The sequence below is a fragment of the Halomonas sp. NYA30 genome (genome assembly GCF_976980765.1).
Window position 1 is genome coordinate 1 of the sequence record NZ_OZ334477.1, and the last position, 18,813, is coordinate 18,813.

Here is an 18,813-nt window from a genome sequence, read left to right on the forward strand (position 1 = left end):
GTGTCACTGACGCTTTGGCAACAGTGCCTGGACAACCTGCAGGATGAGCTGAATTCACAGCAGTTCAATACCTGGATACGCCCGCTGCAGGCAGAAGAAGGAGAGTCCAACGAGCTGCGCTTATTGGCGCCGAATCGCTTTGTGCGCGATTGGGTGAGCGATAAGTATGCCAAGCGGATTAGTGAACTAATGCGTGAGCTCGCGCCAGCCAAGCCGCCGAAAGTGAGTTTGACGGTAGGTAGTCGCCGCCCGGCCACGCAGGCACCTCAGCATCGCGATTTGGGCAACCCCGTATCGGCTTCTCCATCTCGTCCTTCGGCACCGGCTGTTCATACGCCTCCGCGCGGCGATATTGCCGATGAGCGTGAAATAGACAGGCTGCGTGATGAAGCTCCCAGTCGGCGTAACAATGAGCGTCAGGTACAGGTAGAGGGCAGCCTGAAACATGGCAGTGGGCTAAATCCTAATTTTACTTTCGATACTTTTGTTGAAGGTAAATCGAACCAACTGGCTCGCGCTGCCTCACGCCAGGTGTCTGAAAACCCCGGCGGCGCCTATAACCCGCTGTTTTTATATGGCGGCGTGGGCCTTGGTAAAACTCACTTGATGCACGCCGTGGGTAATGCACTGGCAACGCGGCGCGAAAATGCCCGCGTGGTTTATCTGCACTCAGAGCGTTTTGTCGCCGATATGGTCAAGGCGTTACAGCTCAATGCGATTAACGACTTTAAGCGCTTTTATCGCAGTGTTGATGCATTACTTATTGATGATATTCAGTTTTTCGCCGGCAAAGAGCGTTCCCAGGAAGAGTTTTTTCATACCTTCAACGCACTGTTGGAAGGTGGCCAGCAAATGATCCTTACCTCTGATCGCTATCCGAAAGAGATCAGTGGGGTAGAGGAGCGCCTGAAATCACGCTTTGGTTGGGGGCTCACGGTGGCGATTGAACCGCCGGAACTTGAAACCCGCGTAGCCATCTTGATGAAAAAGGCCGACCAAGCTAAGGTCGATTTACCTCACGATGCAGCTTTCTTTATTGCTCAGAAAATTCGTTCCAACGTGCGCGAATTGGAAGGTGCATTGAAAAAGGTCATCGCTGATTCGCACTTCATGGGCAAAACAATTACCCAAGACTTTATTCGCGAATCGCTGAAGGATTTGTTGGCCCTTCAAGACAAGCAGGTGGGCGTCGATAATATTCAGCGCACGGTCGCGGAGTATTACAAGATCAAGGTAGCGGACTTGCTCTCCAAGCGCCGTTCACGCTCGGTTGCCCGCCCTCGTCAGGTGGCGATGGCGCTTGCCAAGGAGCTAACCAATCATAGTTTGCCGGAGATTGGCGATGCCTTTGGTGGGCGTGACCACACAACGGTGTTACACGCTTGCCGAAAAGTGAAATCATTGCAGGAAGAGAGCGCGGATATTCGTGAGGATTACAAGAATCTGCTGCGCCTGTTGACCAGTTAACCACCCTATGGGACGGGCCTGTTACGCGCAGGTCTTTCAGGATATAGAACCGGAGTATTGATGAAATTTTCGATTTCCCGAGAGGCGCTGTTACGTCCGCTGACTCTGGTCGCAGGTGTTGTCGAGCGCCGCCAAACGCTACCTGTACTTTCGAATGTACTGATTCAGGTAGAGGGCGATCAGGTGTCGCTTACCGGTACTGACTTAGAGGTTGAGCTTGTTGGGCGCACGGTGGCCAGCCAGGTGGATCAGGCAGGTGCAGCAACGGTGCCTGCTCGCAAGCTGATGGATATTTGTAAATCACTGCCTGATCAGTCCGATATTCAGCTAGCGGTTGAAGAGGGTCGTGCGGTCTTACGTAGTGGCCGTTCACGCTTTACCTTGTCGACACTTCCGGTAGCCGAGTTCCCCAATATAGAAGATGCGGATGGCAGTCAGGAAATCAGCGTACCTCGCGGTACCTTAAAGCACCTGATTGAAGCCACCTCATTTGCGATGGCGCAGCAAGATGTACGTTATTACCTCAACGGTATGCTGCTGGAAATCCAAAGCAACCTGCTGCGTACGGTCGCGACTGACGGTCACCGCTTGGCGATGTGCTCACGCCCGATTGAAGTGTCTGTTAGTCAGTCACAAAAACTGATTGTACCCCGCAAGGGTATCCTTGAGCTGTCGCGCTTGCTGGATGACAGTGATGAGCCAGTCAGCTTGACGCTGGGCTCCAGCCATGTACGTGCTCACACGGGCGATTTCACCTTCACCTCTAAGCTCATCGACGGCAAATTCCCTGACTATGAACGCGTAGTGCCGCGCAACGGCGATAAAGTGCTGATTGCAGAACGCGCCGCGCTGCGCCAAGTGCTTTCGCGTACCGCTATTCTCTCTAATGAGAAATACCGTGGCGTCCGGCTATACCTTGAGGAAAACAACCTTAAAGTAATGGCCAACAACCCGGAGCAGGAAGAAGCCGAGGAAAATATCGCTGTTGAGTATAACGGCGGCGCGATGGAGGTCGGTTTTAACGTTGGCTATCTAGTCGATGTGCTGACGGTGCTGAACGAAGAGCGCGTGCAGATTACCCTGGCCGACCCCAATAGCAGTGCACTGCTTGAAGAGCCAGGCGGTGGTGATGCACTCTATGTCGTTATGCCGATGCGCCTGTAAAGGGGTTTTGGATCATAGCATTGCATATGCAAGCTACATTAGCGGCGCTTCTGGTAGCAGAAGCGCCGCTTCCTCATTGGGTGCAATACTCTCTATTTGCGGACTATTTTAAGTGGTGATAATAGGATGAGCCTGACACTGCTTAATTTCCATGGTTTGCGTAACCTCCAGCCAGTCGAAATGACGCCCTCATCACGTATTAACGTTATTAGTGGCGCCAATGGCAGTGGTAAAACCAGCCTTCTCGAAGGCGTGCATATTCTAGGTATGGGGCGTTCGTTCCGTACGCGGCAGTTGAAACACGCCATTCAAGCCGATAAGCCTTATATGACACTGTACGGACGGTTAAGCGGTGAGCCTGAGGTTACCCTTGGTGTACGCCACTTGCGTGCCCAGAGAGAGCTAGAGCTTCGTCTAAAGGGAGATAAAAATGCCCGCTTGGCGGAGCTTGTCGAAGCGATGCCGTTGCAGTTAATCAACCCTGACGCTTTTCGACTGCTTGAAGGTTCTCCTGCTGGTCGCCGTGAGTTTCTCGATTGGGGAGTGTTTCACGTGAAACATGACTTTTTGGGAATCTGGAAGCGTACCCGGCGTGCGTTGAAACATCGGAATGCACTGCTCAGGCGTGGTAGAATACATCCTCAGGAAATGGTGGTGTGGGAGCAGGAGCTCGCCACTTGGGGCGAACAGATGGATGCGTTGCGTCGTGCATGGTTTAGTGACTTTTTGCCTGTCTTTGAAGAGACGCTTAAGGTGCTACTTCCACTACCTGGGTTGTCGATTCATTACGCAAGGGGCTGGGATAAAGAGCGCTCTCTTTCGGCAGTGTTACACGATAGCCGGCCCACTGATCAACAAATGGGCTTCACGCAGCAAGGCCCGCAGCGCGCAGATTTGCGTATCAGAGTAAACAAACAGCCTGCTATCGAAGTGCTTTCCAGAGGCCAGCAAAAGTTAGTGGTGAGCGCCTTGAAACTCGCCCAAGGGCGGTTTCTGGAAAGAACAGCACAGCGGCACTGTATTTATCTCATCGACGATTTGCCAGCAGAACTTGATGAGCAAAATCGGCATCAGTTTTGTGGGTTACTTGAAGACATGCAGTGCCAAGCATTTATTACCAGCGTCGAACCTTCTGCGTTAAGTAGTACCTGGCGGCCTGATACTTTGGTGAAGATGTTTCACGTGAAACATACTGAACAAGGGCTGAGCCAGTTAGTGCTGACTAGCTAGCGCGAAGGGTAAACGATACGGAACGAGACAGACTTCACGACGGAGTGGTCAATGAGCGAGCAGGCTTACGATTCATCAAGCATTAAGGTGCTCAAGGGGCTGGACGCAGTGCGTAAGCGTCCAGGTATGTATATTGGTGACACCGACGACGGTACCGGTCTGCACCACATGGTCTTCGAGTTGGTGGATAACTCCATTGATGAGGCCTTGGCTGGGCATTGCAGCGAAATTCGCGTTGTCATTCACCCGGATGAGTCAGTCACCGTTAGTGATAACGGCCGCGGCGTACCCACTGAACTTCACGAAGGGGAGGGGGTATCCGCTGCTGAAGTTATCATGACGGTGCTGCACGCAGGCGGCAAATTCGACGATAACTCCTATAAAGTTTCCGGTGGGTTACACGGCGTTGGCGTTTCTGTTGTAAACGCACTGTCTGCCGAGCTGCGCTTGACCATTTGGCGCCAGGGCGAAGTGTTTGAACAGATGTACCATCACGGTGTGCCTCAAGCACCGTTGGGCGTTGTGGGCAAAACCGAAAAAAGCGGCACCCGCGTTCATTTCCGCCCCTCTCCAGAAACCTTTGGCAATATCGAGTTCCATTTCGATATTCTTGCCAAGCGGTTGCGTGAACTCTCTTTCTTGAATTCCGGTGTTGCTATCCGATTGTTTGATGAGCGCAGCGGTAAAGAAGAGCTATTCCATTACGAAGGCGGCTTAAAAGCCTTTGTTGACCACCTGAATACCAATAAAAGTGTCATTAACCCGGTATTCCACTTTAACGCTATTCGTGAAGATGGCGTTGAAGTTGAGGTGGCCATGCAGTGGAGCGAAGCCTTCACTGAAAACATCTTCTGCTACACCAATAATATTCCTCAGCGAGACGGTGGCGCTCACTTGGCGGGCTTCCGAGCGGGGCTTACCCGCACGCTCAATAACTATATTGAAGCTGAAAACCTACTCAAAAAGGCAAAGGTTAATACTACCGGTGACGACGCCCGTGAAGGCTTGACTGCGATTATTTCGGTCAAAGTGCCGGATCCTAAATTTTCGTCGCAAACGAAAGATAAGCTAGTCTCCAGCGAAGTTAAGACTGCCGTTGAGCAAGAGATGAGCCGCCTGTTTTCTGAGTATCTGGTTGAAAAGCCTAACGAAGCCAAAGCGATCGTTAATAAGATGCTGGATGCGGCGCGTGCTCGTGAAGCCGCCCGCAAGGCGCGTGATATGACCCGCCGTAAAGGCGCGCTGGATATTGCCGGCTTGCCCGGTAAGTTGGCGGATTGTCAGGAAAAGGATCCAAGCCAGTCTGAACTCTACCTGGTGGAGGGTGACTCGGCAGGGGGTAGTGCCAAGCAGGGCCGTGACCGGCGTACCCAGGCTATTTTGCCGCTCAAGGGTAAAATCCTGAACGTCGAAAAAGCGCGCTTTGATAAAATGCTCTCTTCAGCTGAAGTAGGCACATTGATCACTGCTCTTGGCTGTGGCATTGGCCGTGAAGAGTTCAACCCCGATAAGCTGCGCTACCACTCCGTCATTATCATGACCGATGCGGACGTGGATGGCTCGCATATTCGTACGCTCCTGCTGACGTTCTTCTTCCGGCAGATGCCGGAATTGATCGAGCGCGGCCATATCTTCATCGCCCAGCCGCCGCTGTATAAAATCAAGCGCGGTAAGCAAGAGCTCTACCTGAAAGATGAGCAGGCGATGGTGGACTACTTGACTACCACAGCCCTGGATGGCGCTGGCCTGCACGTTAATGCCAATGCACCAGGCATCTCGGGTTCTCAGTTAGAAACGCTGGTAAACCAGTACCGTAACGTCATGAAACGGATTGATCGCTTGTCACGGGTTTACCCCAATGAAGTGCTCAAGCAGATCATTCATACGTCTGCGCTTAAAGGTGAAGAAAGCCTGAAAGATCGCGTAACCATGCAGAACTGGATTGATGAAATTCAGAAGACCATGGATGACATGGTTGCCTATGAAGGTGGTCCGCGTTATCACTTCCACCTTCAAGAAGATTCTGAACGTGGACTTTTCCTACCTACCGTATCGCTGGTGGCTCACGGTGTGACCACAGAGTACACGTGGGGACTCGACTTCTTTGAAAGCGCTGATTATCGGGGCATCGCTGAGTTGGGCGAAACGCTGGATGGCTTCCTTGAAGAGGGCGCATTTATTGCCCGGGGTGAGCGTCAGAAGCCTGTATCTCACTTCTCCGAAGTGCTGGCATGGCTGATGCAAGAGGGCCAGCGTGGTCTATCGGTGCAGCGTTATAAAGGTCTGGGTGAAATGAATCCGGATCAGCTGTGGGATACGACGATGGATCCTGATAGCCGCCGTATGCTGCGTGTGACGATCGAAGATGCCGTGGGTGCTGACATGATGTTCAACACGCTGATGGGTGATGACGTTGAACCACGTCGCGACTTCATCGAAACTAATGCGCTGGTGGCTAACCTGGACGTATAAGAGACGTTTGCTACTACCGTCATGTGTTTCACGTGAAACATATGACGATCATTAACGAAAAGCGCCGCTAATCTCTCCTAGCGGCGCTTTTTTATTGCAGATCGGTATCTACTGCTTCGTGGTGATCAGCCAGTCCACAAAGTGGGCTAAATCATCGAAAGCATGTGCTTTTTCAAGCCCAATACCCTTGGCTTCTGTTTTTGCTCCTTTTCCAGTTCTAACCAGTACGGTACGACAGCCAACTGCTTCGCCTGCTTGTAAATCTCGCAGACTGTCTCCTACCATCCAGCTCCCTGCCAAGCTTGCCAGCCCCAACTGCTGCTGAATCTGATGCAGCATTCCAGGCAATGGTTTACGGCATTGGCACTTGTCGTCAGGTCCATGGGGGCAGTAGACGATGTGAGTGATGCGTCCGCCTTCCTTTTCCACCAACGCTAACAAGCGATCATGCATACTCTGGAGCGTTGCTTCATCATAATAGCCGCGGGCGATGCCTGACTGATTGGTCGCTACCACTACCGTAAATCCCGCATGACTGAGGCGAGCAATGGCGGCAATTGAAGAGGGGTAGGGAACCCATTCATCAAGGGATTTTATATAGGCATCAGAATCATGATTGATGACGCCGTCACGATCCAGAATGACAAGTTTTTCGGCACTCAGCATAGAAATCCTATTGATACGGTTGTCGGCGATACTTTCTGTCCGCTATTGTTATCGACTATCTTACCTCGGACTCGCAGCAGTGTTTCACGTGAAACATATATTCCCAGTTAACAAAAAAGCCCAACCGTTTATACGGTTGGGCTTGTAGCGACTAATTAAGCGATGACTACTGGGGAAGAAGTGAGATATCGGCCACTTCTAGGAATAGCGCTTGAAGGCTAGCGAGTAGGGCCAAGCGGTTGCGTTGAATAGCTGGGTCATCCGCCATCACCATGACCTGGTCAAAGAAAGCATCCACCGGTTCACGCAGGGTAGCAAGAGTGTCCAATGCTTGCTGATAGTTGCCTGCAGCAAACAGCGGGGCCACTTGTGTCTGGCTTCGGCTCACCGCATCGAACAAAGCGCGTTCGGCATCTTCCTGTAAAAGGTTTTGATCGACCTGGGTACTACCATTGTGCTCTTGCTTAGCCAAGATGTTAGAAACACGCTTGTTAGCGGCTGCCAACGCGGCTGCTTCATCACGCTGGGCAAAGGCCTTCACGGCGCGCAGACGGCGAGCGAAGTCGAGAGGATTGGTCACCGGGCGAGCGCGAACCGCAAGGTACATTTCAGCACTGATCCCTTCTTCCTGGCCCCAGGCGCGGAAGCGATCCAGCATGTAGGTCAGCACATCCTCAACCAGGCCATCGGCCTTGGGTAGGCTCTGGTGCTGCTCAGCGGCAACGGTGAGTAGCTCGCGCAGGTCAAGGTTCAGCTCGCCTTTGATCAGAATGTTAAGCACGCCAATCGAGGCACGACGTAACGCAAAGGGGTCCTTCGCGCCAGTGGGGCGTTGGCCAATGCCGAAGATACCTACCAGGGTGTCCAGCCGGTCAGCCAGGGCTAACGCCTTACCGGTCGCGCTCAGGGGAATGACATCAGTGGCGAATCGCGGCAGGTACTGCTCTTCAAGCGCTTGGGAAACCTCCGCGGGTTCGCCATCCTGCTCGGCGTAGTAACGGCCCATGATGCCCTGCAGTTCGGGGAATTCGAGCACCATTTCGGTCACAAGGTCACATTTGGCAAGCGCCACGGCGCGCTGGGCCTGAGCCACATCGCCGCTAATCTGCTCGGCAATAAAGGTCGCAATGGCGGTGCTGCGGCGCGCTTTGTCCGCCAAGGTGCCCAGCTGCTGCTGGAAAACAACGCTTTCTAGCTGGGGAATGCGCGAGGCCAGTGTGCGCTTGCGGTCGGTATCGTAGAAAAACGCTGCGTCGGCTAAGCGCGGGCGAATGACTTTCTCGTTACCGGCAATGACCTGATCGGGGTCGGCGCTATCGATATTGGCGATGGTAATAAACAGCGGTTTCAGCTTGCCAGCGTCATCCAGCAGGTGAAAATATTTCTGGTTGGCCTTCATCGAGGAGATCAGGCACTCGGCGGGCACTTCCAGGAAACGCTCATCAAAACTGCCGGTAAGTGCGACGGGCCATTCCACCAAGCCGCTAACTTCAACCAGAAGGCCTTCATCAATAACGGCGGTGGCTTCTTGCACTTCGGCTTCTGCCAGCACCTGCTCGCGGATACGTTCACGGCGCTGTTCGCGATCGACTAGCACATAAGCATTTTCCAGCGTAGCCACGTACTCATTGGCATGGGTCAACTGGATGGCATCAGGGGCGTGGAAGCGATGACCGTAAGTAGTGCAGCTTGCCTGCAGGCCTAGCGCTTCAGCAGCCACGACGTCGCTACCATAAAGCGCCACCAGCCAATGAACCGGGCGCGAGAATTCAACCCGTGAAGCGCCCCAGCGCATATTTTTAGGCACAGGGAGGGCGCTGATGGCTTTGCGGATAATCTCGGGCAGCAGCGCTTGAATAGACTCACCCGGCTGCTGCTCGCGGTAGCCAAGCCAAGTGCCTTTATCGGTTTCCAAATGAATCAGCTCATCGACGCTAACCCCGCAGGAGCGGGCGAAGCCTTCTGCAGCTTTCGTGGCAACGCCATCCTTAAAGGCCGCCGCCAGTGCGGGGCCACGGCGCTCAACGTCGCGGTCAGGCTGTTTGTCGGCCAGTTCACGCACTTGAACCGCTAAACGACGCGGGGTCGCAAAGGCTGTCACGCTGGCGAAGGGAACGTCGGCTTCTTGCAGGCCTTTCTCAATGCCTGCGGCAAACGCATCGGAAAGTGCATCCAGGGCCGTGGGTGGTAGCTCTTCTGCACCCAGTTCTAGTAAAAGCGTATTAACAGCCATTAGTCGTCTCCCTGATCGGCGAGTAGCTCTTGTAACAGTTCGCGGCGAAGTGTTTCTGGCGCCATAGGGAAACCTTCTGCTTTACGTGAATCAAAGTAGGCGGTAGCTACATCACGGGCCATGGTACGAACGCGCAGAATAAAGCGCTGGCGTTCGGTGACCGAAATAGCGTGACGGGCATCCAACAGATTGAACGTGTGCGATGCTTTTAAGACTTGCTCATAGGCGGGCAGTGGTAGGCTGGCAGCGAGCAGTTTGCCACACTCTTTTTCCTGATGGTCGAATGCGGCAAACAATTGGTCCACATCAGCGTGTTCAAAGTTGTAAGCTGACTGCTCGCGTTCGTTTTGCAGATACACATCGCCATAGGTGACCTTGCTACCGTCTGGGGCAATGGCCCAAATCAGGTCATAGACGCTGTCGACGTCCTGCAGGTACATGGCGATACGCTCAAGCCCATAGGTCAGTTCGCCGGTAACCGGGTAGCACTCAATGCCACCTGCCTGCTGAAAATAGGTAAACTGGGTGACTTCCATGCCGTTTAACCAGATTTCCCAGCCCAGGCCCCAGGCACCTAGCGTTGGGGATTCCCAGTTATCTTCGACAAAGCGGATGTCATGAATCAGTGGGTCGAGACCGAGCCGCTTGAGTGAGCCCAGATAAAGATCCTGCAGGTTGCTTGGCGATGGCTTCATCACCACCTGAAACTGGTAGTAGTGCTGAAGGCGGTTAGGGTTCTCGCCATAGCGGCCATCAGTAGGGCGCCTTGAAGGCTGCACATAGGCCGCGTTCCAGGTTTCGGGGCCAATCGCCCGCAGAAAGGTGGCGGGGTGGAAGGTGCCCGCGCCGACTTCCATATCGAGCGGTTGAAGGATGACACAGCCTTGTTCTGCCCAGTACTGCTGCAGAGCAAGGATCAAGCCTTGAAAGGTCGACACATCAGGTGTCGATTGGTTTGTCGAAACACTCATCGCGGAAAGCACCGTTGGCCATGAATTCATAAGGCGTCAAGTATACAATCCTAGGCAGATGGGTTATAGGCACGTATGCCAACAAGCCGCGTTAGGTAAGGAGAACAGTATGATTGTGGTAACAGGCGGTGCCGGTTTTATCGGGGCCAACATAGTGAAAGCACTGAACGCCCGTGGCCGAAACGATGTAATGGTGGTCGATGATCTGCGCGATGGCACCAAATTCGTCAACCTGGCCGACTGCACGCTGGCGGATTATCTGGATAAAGATGATTTCCTTGCCAGGATAAAAGCTGCCCTGAAAGGGGAGAGCGTCGACTTGCCTATCATTGATGCCATTTTCCACGAAGGCGCCTGCTCGGATACCACCGAGTGGGATGGTCACTACATGATGGAAAATAATTTCGAGTACTCCAAAGTGCTGCTTAACTACTGCGAGCAGCAAGGGATTCCCTTCCTGTACGCCTCATCGGCGGCGACCTATGGCGGCAGCGAGGTTTTCAAAGAGGTACCGGAGTGCGAAAAGCCACTCAACGTTTACGGCTATTCCAAACTGCTGTTCGATCAGCACGTGCGTGCGCGGTGGAGCGAGTTGACCACACAAGTGGTGGGCTTTCGTTACTTCAATGTCTACGGCCCCCGGGAACAGCACAAAGGCAAAATGGCCAGCGTGGCGTACCATAATCATCTGCAAATCCGTAACGGCGAAACCCTGAAATTGTTCGGCGCCTATGGCGGTTATGAGGCGGGTATGCAGAGCCGCGACTTCGTTTATGTGGGCGATGTGGTCGATGTGAATCTCTGGTTTCTGGATCATCCAGACCAGTCGGGCATCTTCAATCTTGGTACTGGTCGTGCAGAGCCTTTCAAAGCGATTGGTGAAGCCGTTATCGACTTCTATGGCAAAGGCGAGATCGATTACATTGCCTTCCCTGAAGAGTTGAAAGGGCGCTATCAGAGCTATACCCGGGCTGACATTAACCAGTTACGCGCTAGTGGCTGCGATGTGGAGTTTAAAACCGTTGCTCAAGGGGTTAAGGCCTACTTGGGGTGGCTAAATGGCTAACTCGGCTCAGCGCTTGCTGGTAATTGGCCCTTCGTGGGTCGGTGATATGGTCATGGCACAAAGCCTGTTTATGACTTTAAAAGCCCGCCAGCCAGGCGCTACGATAGGGGTGGTCGCGCCCGCGTGGTCGCAGCCTATTTTAGAACGCATGCCCGAGGTAGATGAGGTGTTGCCGCTGGCAGTTGGTCATGGCGAATTTGGCTTGGCTAGCCGCCGCGAACTCGCCAGCCGCCTAAGGGGGCGATTCGATCGCGCGATTGTATTGCCGCGTTCGTGGAAGGCCGCGCTGGTGCCTTTTATGGCACGCATTCCCGAGCGTGTCGGGTTTATGGGCGAGCATCGCTACGGTCTTCTCAAGGAGCGCCGTAAGCTCGACAAGCAGGTGCTGGATCAAACGGTAAAGCGCTTTGTTTCGCTAGGGCTGCCCCTTGAAGAAGCGACCAGCGGCGACTTTGTATTGCCCAAGCCGCGGCTGCAGATTGATCGCGATAATCTGGTTAATTTACGCCTGACGCATTCGCTTTCATCACGCACGGCGATTGGCATGATGCCGGGCGCTGAATACGGCCCCGCCAAGCAGTGGCCGATCAGTTACTTTCACACGTTAGCAAAACGCTTGGTAGAAGAAGGTTTTGAAGTACGGGTGTTGGGCGGCGCCAAAGATCACCCAGCGGGCGAGGAAATAACGCAGGGGCTTGCCCATGCCCATAACCTGTGCGGCAAAACACAGTTGGCCGATGCCGTTGACTTGCTGGCGGACTGTCGGCAAGTGGTCACCAATGACTCGGGATTAATGCATGTGGCCGCAGCAGTAGGCGTTCGCATCCATGCGCTATATGGCTCTTCATCGCCCGCCTACACGCCGCCGTTGACCGATAATGCAGTGATTCACTACCTGGCGCTCTCTTGCTCTCCCTGCTTTCAGCGCACGTGCCCATTGGGGCATACCAACTGCCTTAACCAACTGAGCGTTGACCAGGTCTACGAACAGATTCACGCGGCTCATCAACGGGAGAGCGTGATAGCTAATGGATAAGCTCCACTTCATCGGCTCGGTCAGCGGGTGTCTCTACGGTTTGCTCTTGAGAAGAGGACGCGTCGAGCTCACGGCGCTGGGGTGAGATACCTTCCCAGAGGCGGTGCTGCAGCGCTGTCTCTTCCTGTAGGCGCTCATTGAGCACTTCAATACCATGTGCTTCCACCAGCGTACGCTGATCACTAAATAATGACGTGCCCAGCCCCGCACGCTGGCCTTCCAAGCGAAAGCCCAGCGCATCCAACACGGTGGGGAAGACATCCAGCATGGTGGCATCACGGCGAATACGCTGTGGCTGAATATCATCACCCAGCATGATAAGCGTGTTGTCGCGGTCTAAAGCGGTCAACTGATCCCACACCGACACCCGCATGGTCAGGTGGTCGCTGAGAACCACGACCAATGTGTTGTCGAGAAGCCCCTCTGACTCCAAACGCTCAATTAAATCTCGGGCCAGCCACGTTGAGCACTCTACGGAGTAAAGAATATCCTGCCCGTCAAATTCGCCCTGTTGTTCTACACAGGATTGAGAGGGGTAACCATTGGGCGCATGACCTGCTAAATTAAGAGTTACCACGCCCCAGGGGCCTTTATTCTCTTTGTCGAGACGCCGTATTTCGTCGGCGGTAATGTCATAAAGCGTGTCGTCATAAAGCCCCCAACTGTTTACATATTCGGGATCTGTCAGCTGTGGCTCTAACTCTTCACGCCCTTTTACGGTGTTGAACTGGTGGCCGCGATAGAAAATCCCCTTGCCTGCAAACTGAGTGCTGGCACCACCCAAGTAGCTGAGCTGGTAGCCCTGCGCCGCGAGTATATCGCCAAGGCAATCAACGCCGGGAACGACCTTAGAGAGAGGGTCAAACTGACTGTCGTGAAGGAGGCCCGCAGGCATTAAAGGCACGCCACATTGGCTGGCAATCATTCCCGCCATTGTCCAACCGGTGTTATCCATTTGGCGGACACCTTCAAAGACCGCGCCTCGCTCACCCAGTGTGTTGAGATTGGCATAGGCATCCTCGAATATATCGTTGGCGTAGGTGCGCTCAATGCTTTCTAGATACAAAAGGAGTAAGTTCGGGGCGTCACTAAGCGCTTCAGCGGGGGGCGGCTTATAGCGACGATCAAGCCAAGCACCATCGTCGGTAACAATAGCTGCGCTGCGTTGGCCCAGACCAAAAAGCAGCGGGTTGCTTGCCAATAACAAAATAGCGAAAAAGCGCTCGGCTAACCGCCAGCGCTGGTCATGACGGGACAACCACGTGACGGATGCCAGCACGCCAATCATGATCAGCGTATAAAGCACCGCGGTAAGCATTTTACCGGCGCCGCCGTGCTCGGCCATGCCTGCCTGGAGATGAAAAAACACCGCGCCCAGGTCGACAATGCCGAAGCTATCTGCCAAGTAGACGTAAACGCCCCACAAGCTAAGCGGCAACAGCGACCAGGGCCACATTTTGCGATAACGGGCATTGGTGGGTTGGCCCCAGCGCAGCTTTAAGCCCACACCAATCCATACGGCCGCCACAAAAAATAGCGTCCACCAAGGCAGGCGGGTTAGTACCGTGACGGTATAGCCCAGACAAAGGCCGATAGTGATGATTGCTATTTTTCGAATAGCACGAGGATTCATATGCAACCTACTTTTTCAGGCAAATTCATTTCATTGATTAGCTTTGAGACCATCACTGTTTGAGGTATCACTCAGAGGCATGGCTGCGGCAAAATTATAATCACCAGCATAAACTTTTTGTGCACAGTAGGTGAATTTATCTTTTATTAATCTCCATTTACGTTTGGCGTAAAGGTTTGCTAATACACGGCTGTTGAGAAGTAAGTATGCTTTAAAATTTGTTTTTTTGGGTGAGAACCCATCAACCATAACAATTCTATATTCATCATGAGTGCCGTCTAGAATGAAATTATCAATATTAAAATCTGATGCCGGAACTCCAAAAGTAGAGAAAATCTGGATCGTTTCTTCCACTAATTCTATCGCTTTTTTAACGGTGAGCTCTCTTTTAAATAAAATCTTCCTTAACGTTCGCGATTCACCTTTATCATCGCTAATTCGATCTACCAACAAGCCAGGTCCTTTATCCGTCTTTATCCAATTATAACAAAGGCTTATTGGACATTCTCCTTTTGCTGATTTAATTTTTTCTGATACATACCATTCTGTTAGGCTTTGCTTATGGCCTTCTTTCCAATGTTTTAGATCGCGAGAAACTTTAATTAGTTTTGAAGGTTTTTTTGCGTGGTAGTAGCAAATACGTTTATTGCCATAAGATAAAATATTAGCATCCTTTAAAATTAGCTTTTCGCTGCATTCAATTTTCTTGACTATACTTTTGTATGAAAAATACATGCATTATCCTTTGCGTGTGATTTTTTGTCACTAGCTTAAATGTCCAAAAAATTAAGTGACGTAATTGTCTACAGAATGACAACAGAGGTGTTAGTTAAAACGACAACTACTGAAAGACTGTCGGGTATACTCAAAATATTTCTGCATAACCAATAGGCTGATTAAGCGTTCCCGTTCTGTATCCATGAATTGAGAAAAGTAGCAGTTCGCATTGGCAATGATCCTTTTGGCGGCGTCGGGGTTTTCTTGGTAATAGGTGACTTTCTCCTCAAGATCCGAGTAGTCCTCCTTGAGCTCAACATAGTGATAGCCGGGTAACAGAGTGCCCTCCATGAACCATGTCTCAAAGCGAGGCCGTCTCATCAAGCAGAGGGAATTAGAGGCCATTATCCATTTAAGGTTTGTGGCAACATCCTTTCCTTCGATACTGAGTACGAATTTATACTTCAGCTGCTCCTGCACCGACATGAATTGACGATGCCAAGGCTGACCCAGAGCATTTTTGTGAACATCACCCACGTTGCATAAAGGGTGATCATGAAAATCCCGCACGAATTGGCGTCGATGATCTTGGTGGCAAGCTCCCCGCCACACGACAAGATCAAGCTTGTCATCATAGGGAATAGGGTCTTTGACCGTATAGTAGTGACGTACGCGATTTAACTTAAGTAATACCGAGTTTTGATTATGCTTATTAATAGGGCGACTTTTTACCAAGGTAGCCACGCTTGGTACCGTTGTTACATCGCCGAAGAGATAGCAGAACTTCAGCTCGGGCGAAAAGTAACGCAATAGGCCCAGCAGGTCCAAGTAGTAGGTTCCGCTTTTTTCACGTTTAAAATTAGATAAGCTTATTGCCTGATCAGGTAGTTCAGTGCAGTTATCGAGACTATTACAGTAATTAACGCGATAAAGTATTTTTTTCTGCTCTTCTTTCGATAAGCGCTTTAGTGAGCGTAACAAGCGTTTCCGCTGCCACTGTAATAAAGCAGTGGGGATCAGGCGATGAGCAGTATGTTGAACATAAAAAACCAGCTTGTGAAGGTTCTTATGCGCTTTCGCAACAAGCATAGCCATTAACTCACGATTGCTTGATAGAGATGCCAATATGATGCTGTCATTGACTGAGGACTGTATTGATCTAAACGCTCAGTGGCTCTATGAACCAACCGCTGCTGAAGAGCGGCGTCGTCTCTTAATCGCATAATACTGTTGGCTAATGCATTTGCATCATTGTTTGGTATGAGTAACCCCGTCTGCTCATGCTGAACGATATCGGGTATACCACCAACGTCAGTAGCGATGACAGGAATACCTAACTGCATTACATCCAACAAAACGGAGCCCAAGCCTTCATTGCGTGAAGGAAATGCAAACACATCCAGGCCAGCTAGATAGTCGGCAATATTGCTTTTAAATCCTAGCCAGGAAACATTGCTAAGTGACGAGGATTCTGCTTTTAGCGTTTTTGCATCTTCGCCGTCACCTAAAAAAATAAACTGTATATCAGGCGCTTGTCGCTCAAGTTTCTGCGCCGCCTGCAGTAATAACCGCTGCCCTTTATGGCGATCAACCACGGCCCCTGCGTGGCCTACCAAAAATTTATTGGCAAAATCCTCGCGAAAAATACGTGTGGCGTCAGGTGAAGGGGCTAGCCGAGCGTAAGCACTTGCTATTAATTTAACGTCGCCCCACTGATTTGCTTCCAGAAGACGCTTTATAACATGGGAAAGAGCAACTCGTGCGGAGGCATGAGAATAACATTGCTGGTTAAACCACTTACGTTTGACAGGCGAATCAACGCGTCGAGTAATTAAATAGGGTGTGCCTGTTAGGCGATAGTGTAAGTAAGCCCAATGAACACCTTTTGCATCATGAGCGTGAACAAGCTGGGTATCACCTAATCGATAGTGTCCAGCCAATTGATGATTGGCTGATTGAAAACGGAGCCCCTTTACGTCGAGCAGGTGCTGACGCATGGGAGAGTCCTGTCGGCAAACCAGTGTCTGTGTAACGTGATTCGAAGGCTGCGCTGCCAGCGTCTCAATTAATAGCTCAGTCTGGCGCTCGCCACCGCGAAAACCTCGTGCCAGATTTACATGAGTAATGTGCATGAATCACCAAATCTTATTAAAGTCTTCTGCTTCAAGCACTTTAGGGTCACGCTGGTATTCGAGTAGCTTGGCGTACTTCAAGTAGCTATTGAGTCCTGCGCTGATTGCTACGGTCATTCCATCGACCCCGCCCATAAAGCCTCGCTGAAATATATATTTGCGTACAAAGGCATTCAGGCCATGTACAAACGGTGAAAATGCATTGGCGCGCTTTCCTTTCTGGAACATGATCTTCGCTGCACGACCACTGAAATTGCGTCCTGGCTTCGCAAATAACTGCCCCAGGTTTTCGAACGAGTGGTGCACAATATCGGCGTTGATTCTTTTGGGATTCGCGGCTACTACGCTAGCGTGCTGCTTAACGTCCGCAAAGCGTGCATGCTGTCGGTTGTAGAGACGAATACAGTAATCGGGATACCAGCCACAGACCCTGATCCAGCGCGAACCGATCATGTTTCGCCGACGAAAGGCAAACGCATCATGCTCGGTGGCCGCAAGGTCAAGCTGACGAATGGCTGCGACCATTTCTGTTGTTAAACGTTCATCGGCGTCCAGGCTGAGCACCCAGTCGTGCTCCACATGCTCAAGTGCAATATTTTTTTGGATGCCATCACCGAGATAGGCCTGTTGAACCACCCTGGCGCCTAGCTCGCGAGCAATGGTAGTGGTTTGATCCTGGCTTCCTGAATCTACCACCACGATGTCGCCACATACTTGGCGAACTGACGCAATGCAGTCGGCAATATTGGCTTCTTCGTTAAAGGTAATAATATTGGCCGAAATCATGAAGCAGGCATCTCTTGCAAAAAGGCAGAAGTAATTTGTGCTGGGGAAAAGCGTTCCAGCCAACGCTCATCAATCGCGTAGCCGTCAGCTACAAGAACAGCATCGACACGGGCTGCTAAAGCCTCTGGTGTCATTTCACACAGATAAGCCTCCAGCTCGCCGGTCATAATATCACGTACCCCACCTGGGCAATCGACCGATACAATTGGCGTTTGGCAGGCCAGCGCTTCCAGCAGCACGATGCCCAAGCCTTCATGCGCAGAACTCAAGATAAATAGTCGTGCATGATGCATCCAAGGGTAGGGGTTTAATTGGCGGCCGACAAACGTAACGCGTTCAGCAATACCCAGCTCAGCGACTAGCGCCTCCAGCTCGCTGCGTAATGGCCCCTCACCGACAATGACCAGTGGTAGATGAGTTTGCATTTTGGCATATGCCCGCAGCAGCAGGTGGTGGTTCTTCTGCGGCACCAAGCGCGCGACGTTAAGTAAATAAGGGGTGGTGGGCCGTTCGGGTGTGTCTTCGTGCATTGCGCTTTGGATAGCCGCTATGGGGCATGGATTGGTGATCGTACGCAGCGATAGCGGCTGCACCGTCAGCGCTTGCATAGCCGTGGCAATCTGCTTTTCGACGCCGTGCGAGACGGTTATCAAGTGTTTGTCATGAAACAAGCAACGTGCCTTGAGTCGCTCCAGCCAGGGAGTATGTCCAGGAGAGGTTTTAACTATATTTTCCAGGACGTAACAGGCGCGGGGATCTTTGAAGGACCATACCGTTTCAAAGGTGCCAATGCCGCGAAAAATAATGCGGTCAAAAGTGCCATATTGGCGCTCTAGCCTGCGTATCTCACGACGAAAAAGCTTTCCGCCCCACCAGCCTGACAGTAGAAAATAGCTTTTTCGTACCACGCTATTCAGCAGGCGTGCGGCAATCTCGATCATGCCCCCTACCCCTGACATCCACATGGCCTGAGAAAGAGCGAAGTGGTGAATGTTTACCTGTTCGTTACCTGGTTCAAGTTGAGGAGGGCGCGGCTTGAAGTACATTAGGTGGCTTTCATGGCCGTGCTCGGCAAAGGCATCCGCAAGGTTTACCGCGACTCGCTCCATGCCGCCAATTTTTAAAGTACGCACGACAATTAATACCTTCATGTAGGCGAGTCCTTTTGGTGTGGCGGAAGTTGCATGACAGGGTTGTTTAGTCGCGCTGGCGCCGATTATTAAACCAGGATAGCGCATGC

Annotated in this window: 15 protein-coding genes; 6 read left to right on the top strand and 9 right to left on the bottom strand. The window is 51.9% G+C overall.

The window, feature by feature from the left end; genetic code table 11:
* The 4 genes from dnaA (at position 1) to gyrB (ending at position 6,333) form a co-directional block, all read left to right on the top strand.
* Complete coding sequence (dnaA, locus tag ACWI0H_RS00005) at positions 1-1,467, top strand: chromosomal replication initiator protein DnaA (protein WP_008959106.1); 1,467 nt, start codon at positions 1-3, stop codon at positions 1,465-1,467.
* Between the two features lie 60 nt (positions 1,468-1,527).
* Positions 1,528-2,631: a DNA polymerase III subunit beta gene (dnaN, locus tag ACWI0H_RS00010; protein ID WP_101145074.1), complete on the top strand. Its 1,104-nt coding sequence runs from the start codon at positions 1,528-1,530 to the stop codon at positions 2,629-2,631.
* Between the two features lie 126 nt (positions 2,632-2,757).
* Positions 2,758-3,861 (top strand): DNA replication/repair protein RecF, encoded by a 1,104-nt coding sequence (gene recF / locus ACWI0H_RS00015; protein ID WP_485874505.1) that lies wholly within the window; start codon positions 2,758-2,760, stop codon positions 3,859-3,861.
* A gap of 51 nt (positions 3,862-3,912) precedes the next feature.
* Positions 3,913-6,333, top strand: coding sequence for a DNA topoisomerase (ATP-hydrolyzing) subunit B (gyrB, locus tag ACWI0H_RS00020; RefSeq protein WP_008959109.1), 2,421 nt, complete (start codon positions 3,913-3,915; stop codon positions 6,331-6,333).
* 108 nt (positions 6,334-6,441) lie between these two features.
* Here gyrB and gmhB read toward each other — a convergent pair whose 3' ends face one another.
* The 3 genes from gmhB to glyQ all read right to left on the bottom strand — a co-directional run bounded on the left by gmhB (position 6,442) and on the right by glyQ (position 10,203).
* Entirely contained in the window at positions 6,442-6,999 is a 558-nt protein-coding gene (gene gmhB, locus ACWI0H_RS00025) for a D-glycero-beta-D-manno-heptose 1,7-bisphosphate 7-phosphatase (RefSeq protein ID WP_336270256.1), read from the bottom strand.
* A gap of 166 nt (positions 7,000-7,165) precedes the next feature.
* Positions 7,166-9,232, bottom strand: a complete 2,067-nt coding sequence (gene glyS, locus ACWI0H_RS00030; RefSeq protein ID WP_485874506.1) for a glycine--tRNA ligase subunit beta — start codon at positions 9,230-9,232, stop codon at positions 7,166-7,168.
* Positions 9,232-10,203, bottom strand: a complete 972-nt coding sequence (gene glyQ / locus ACWI0H_RS00035; RefSeq protein ID WP_485874507.1) for a glycine--tRNA ligase subunit alpha — start codon at positions 10,201-10,203, stop codon at positions 9,232-9,234. The genes glyS and glyQ overlap by 1 nt, the downstream gene beginning before the upstream one ends.
* Positions 10,204-10,312: 109 nt before the next feature.
* Between glyQ and rfaD the strand changes: the two genes are divergently transcribed.
* On the top strand, positions 10,313-11,269 hold the full coding sequence (gene rfaD, locus ACWI0H_RS00040) for an ADP-glyceromanno-heptose 6-epimerase (RefSeq protein WP_472954739.1): 957 nt from the start codon (positions 10,313-10,315) through the stop codon (positions 11,267-11,269).
* Positions 11,262-12,305 (top strand): lipopolysaccharide heptosyltransferase II, encoded by a 1,044-nt coding sequence (waaF, locus tag ACWI0H_RS00045; protein ID WP_472954740.1) that lies wholly within the window; start codon positions 11,262-11,264, stop codon positions 12,303-12,305. Before rfaD ends, waaF begins: the two co-directional genes overlap by 8 nt.
* Here waaF and ACWI0H_RS00050 read toward each other — a convergent pair.
* The 6 genes from ACWI0H_RS00050 to ACWI0H_RS00075 all read right to left on the bottom strand — a co-directional run bounded on the left by ACWI0H_RS00050 (position 12,295) and on the right by ACWI0H_RS00075 (position 18,724).
* Positions 12,295-13,938 (bottom strand): sulfatase-like hydrolase/transferase, encoded by a 1,644-nt coding sequence (locus tag ACWI0H_RS00050; RefSeq protein WP_472954741.1) that lies wholly within the window; start codon positions 13,936-13,938, stop codon positions 12,295-12,297. The genes waaF and ACWI0H_RS00050 overlap by 11 nt on opposite strands.
* Before the next feature lie 30 nt (positions 13,939-13,968).
* Positions 13,969-14,673: a YrbL family protein gene (locus tag ACWI0H_RS00055; RefSeq protein WP_472954742.1), complete on the bottom strand. Its 705-nt coding sequence runs from the start codon at positions 14,671-14,673 to the stop codon at positions 13,969-13,971.
* Between the two features lie 90 nt (positions 14,674-14,763).
* Positions 14,764-15,750 carry a glycosyl transferase family 90 gene (locus ACWI0H_RS00060; RefSeq protein ID WP_472954743.1) on the bottom strand — a complete coding sequence of 329 codons (987 nt, stop codon included), beginning with the start codon at positions 15,748-15,750 and terminating at the stop codon, positions 14,764-14,766.
* Complete coding sequence (locus ACWI0H_RS00065; protein WP_336270249.1) at positions 15,750-16,652, bottom strand: glycosyltransferase family 4 protein; 903 nt, start codon at positions 16,650-16,652, stop codon at positions 15,750-15,752. Before ACWI0H_RS00065 ends, ACWI0H_RS00060 begins: the two co-directional genes overlap by 1 nt.
* 138 nt (positions 16,653-16,790) lie before the next feature.
* Positions 16,791-17,573: a glycosyltransferase family 2 protein gene (locus ACWI0H_RS00070; protein ID WP_336270248.1), complete on the bottom strand. Its 783-nt coding sequence runs from the start codon at positions 17,571-17,573 to the stop codon at positions 16,791-16,793.
* On the bottom strand, positions 17,570-18,724 hold the full coding sequence (locus tag ACWI0H_RS00075; protein WP_336270246.1) for a glycosyltransferase: 1,155 nt from the start codon (positions 18,722-18,724) through the stop codon (positions 17,570-17,572). The genes ACWI0H_RS00070 and ACWI0H_RS00075 overlap by 4 nt, the downstream gene beginning before the upstream one ends.
* Between the last annotated feature and the right edge of the window lie 89 nt (positions 18,725-18,813).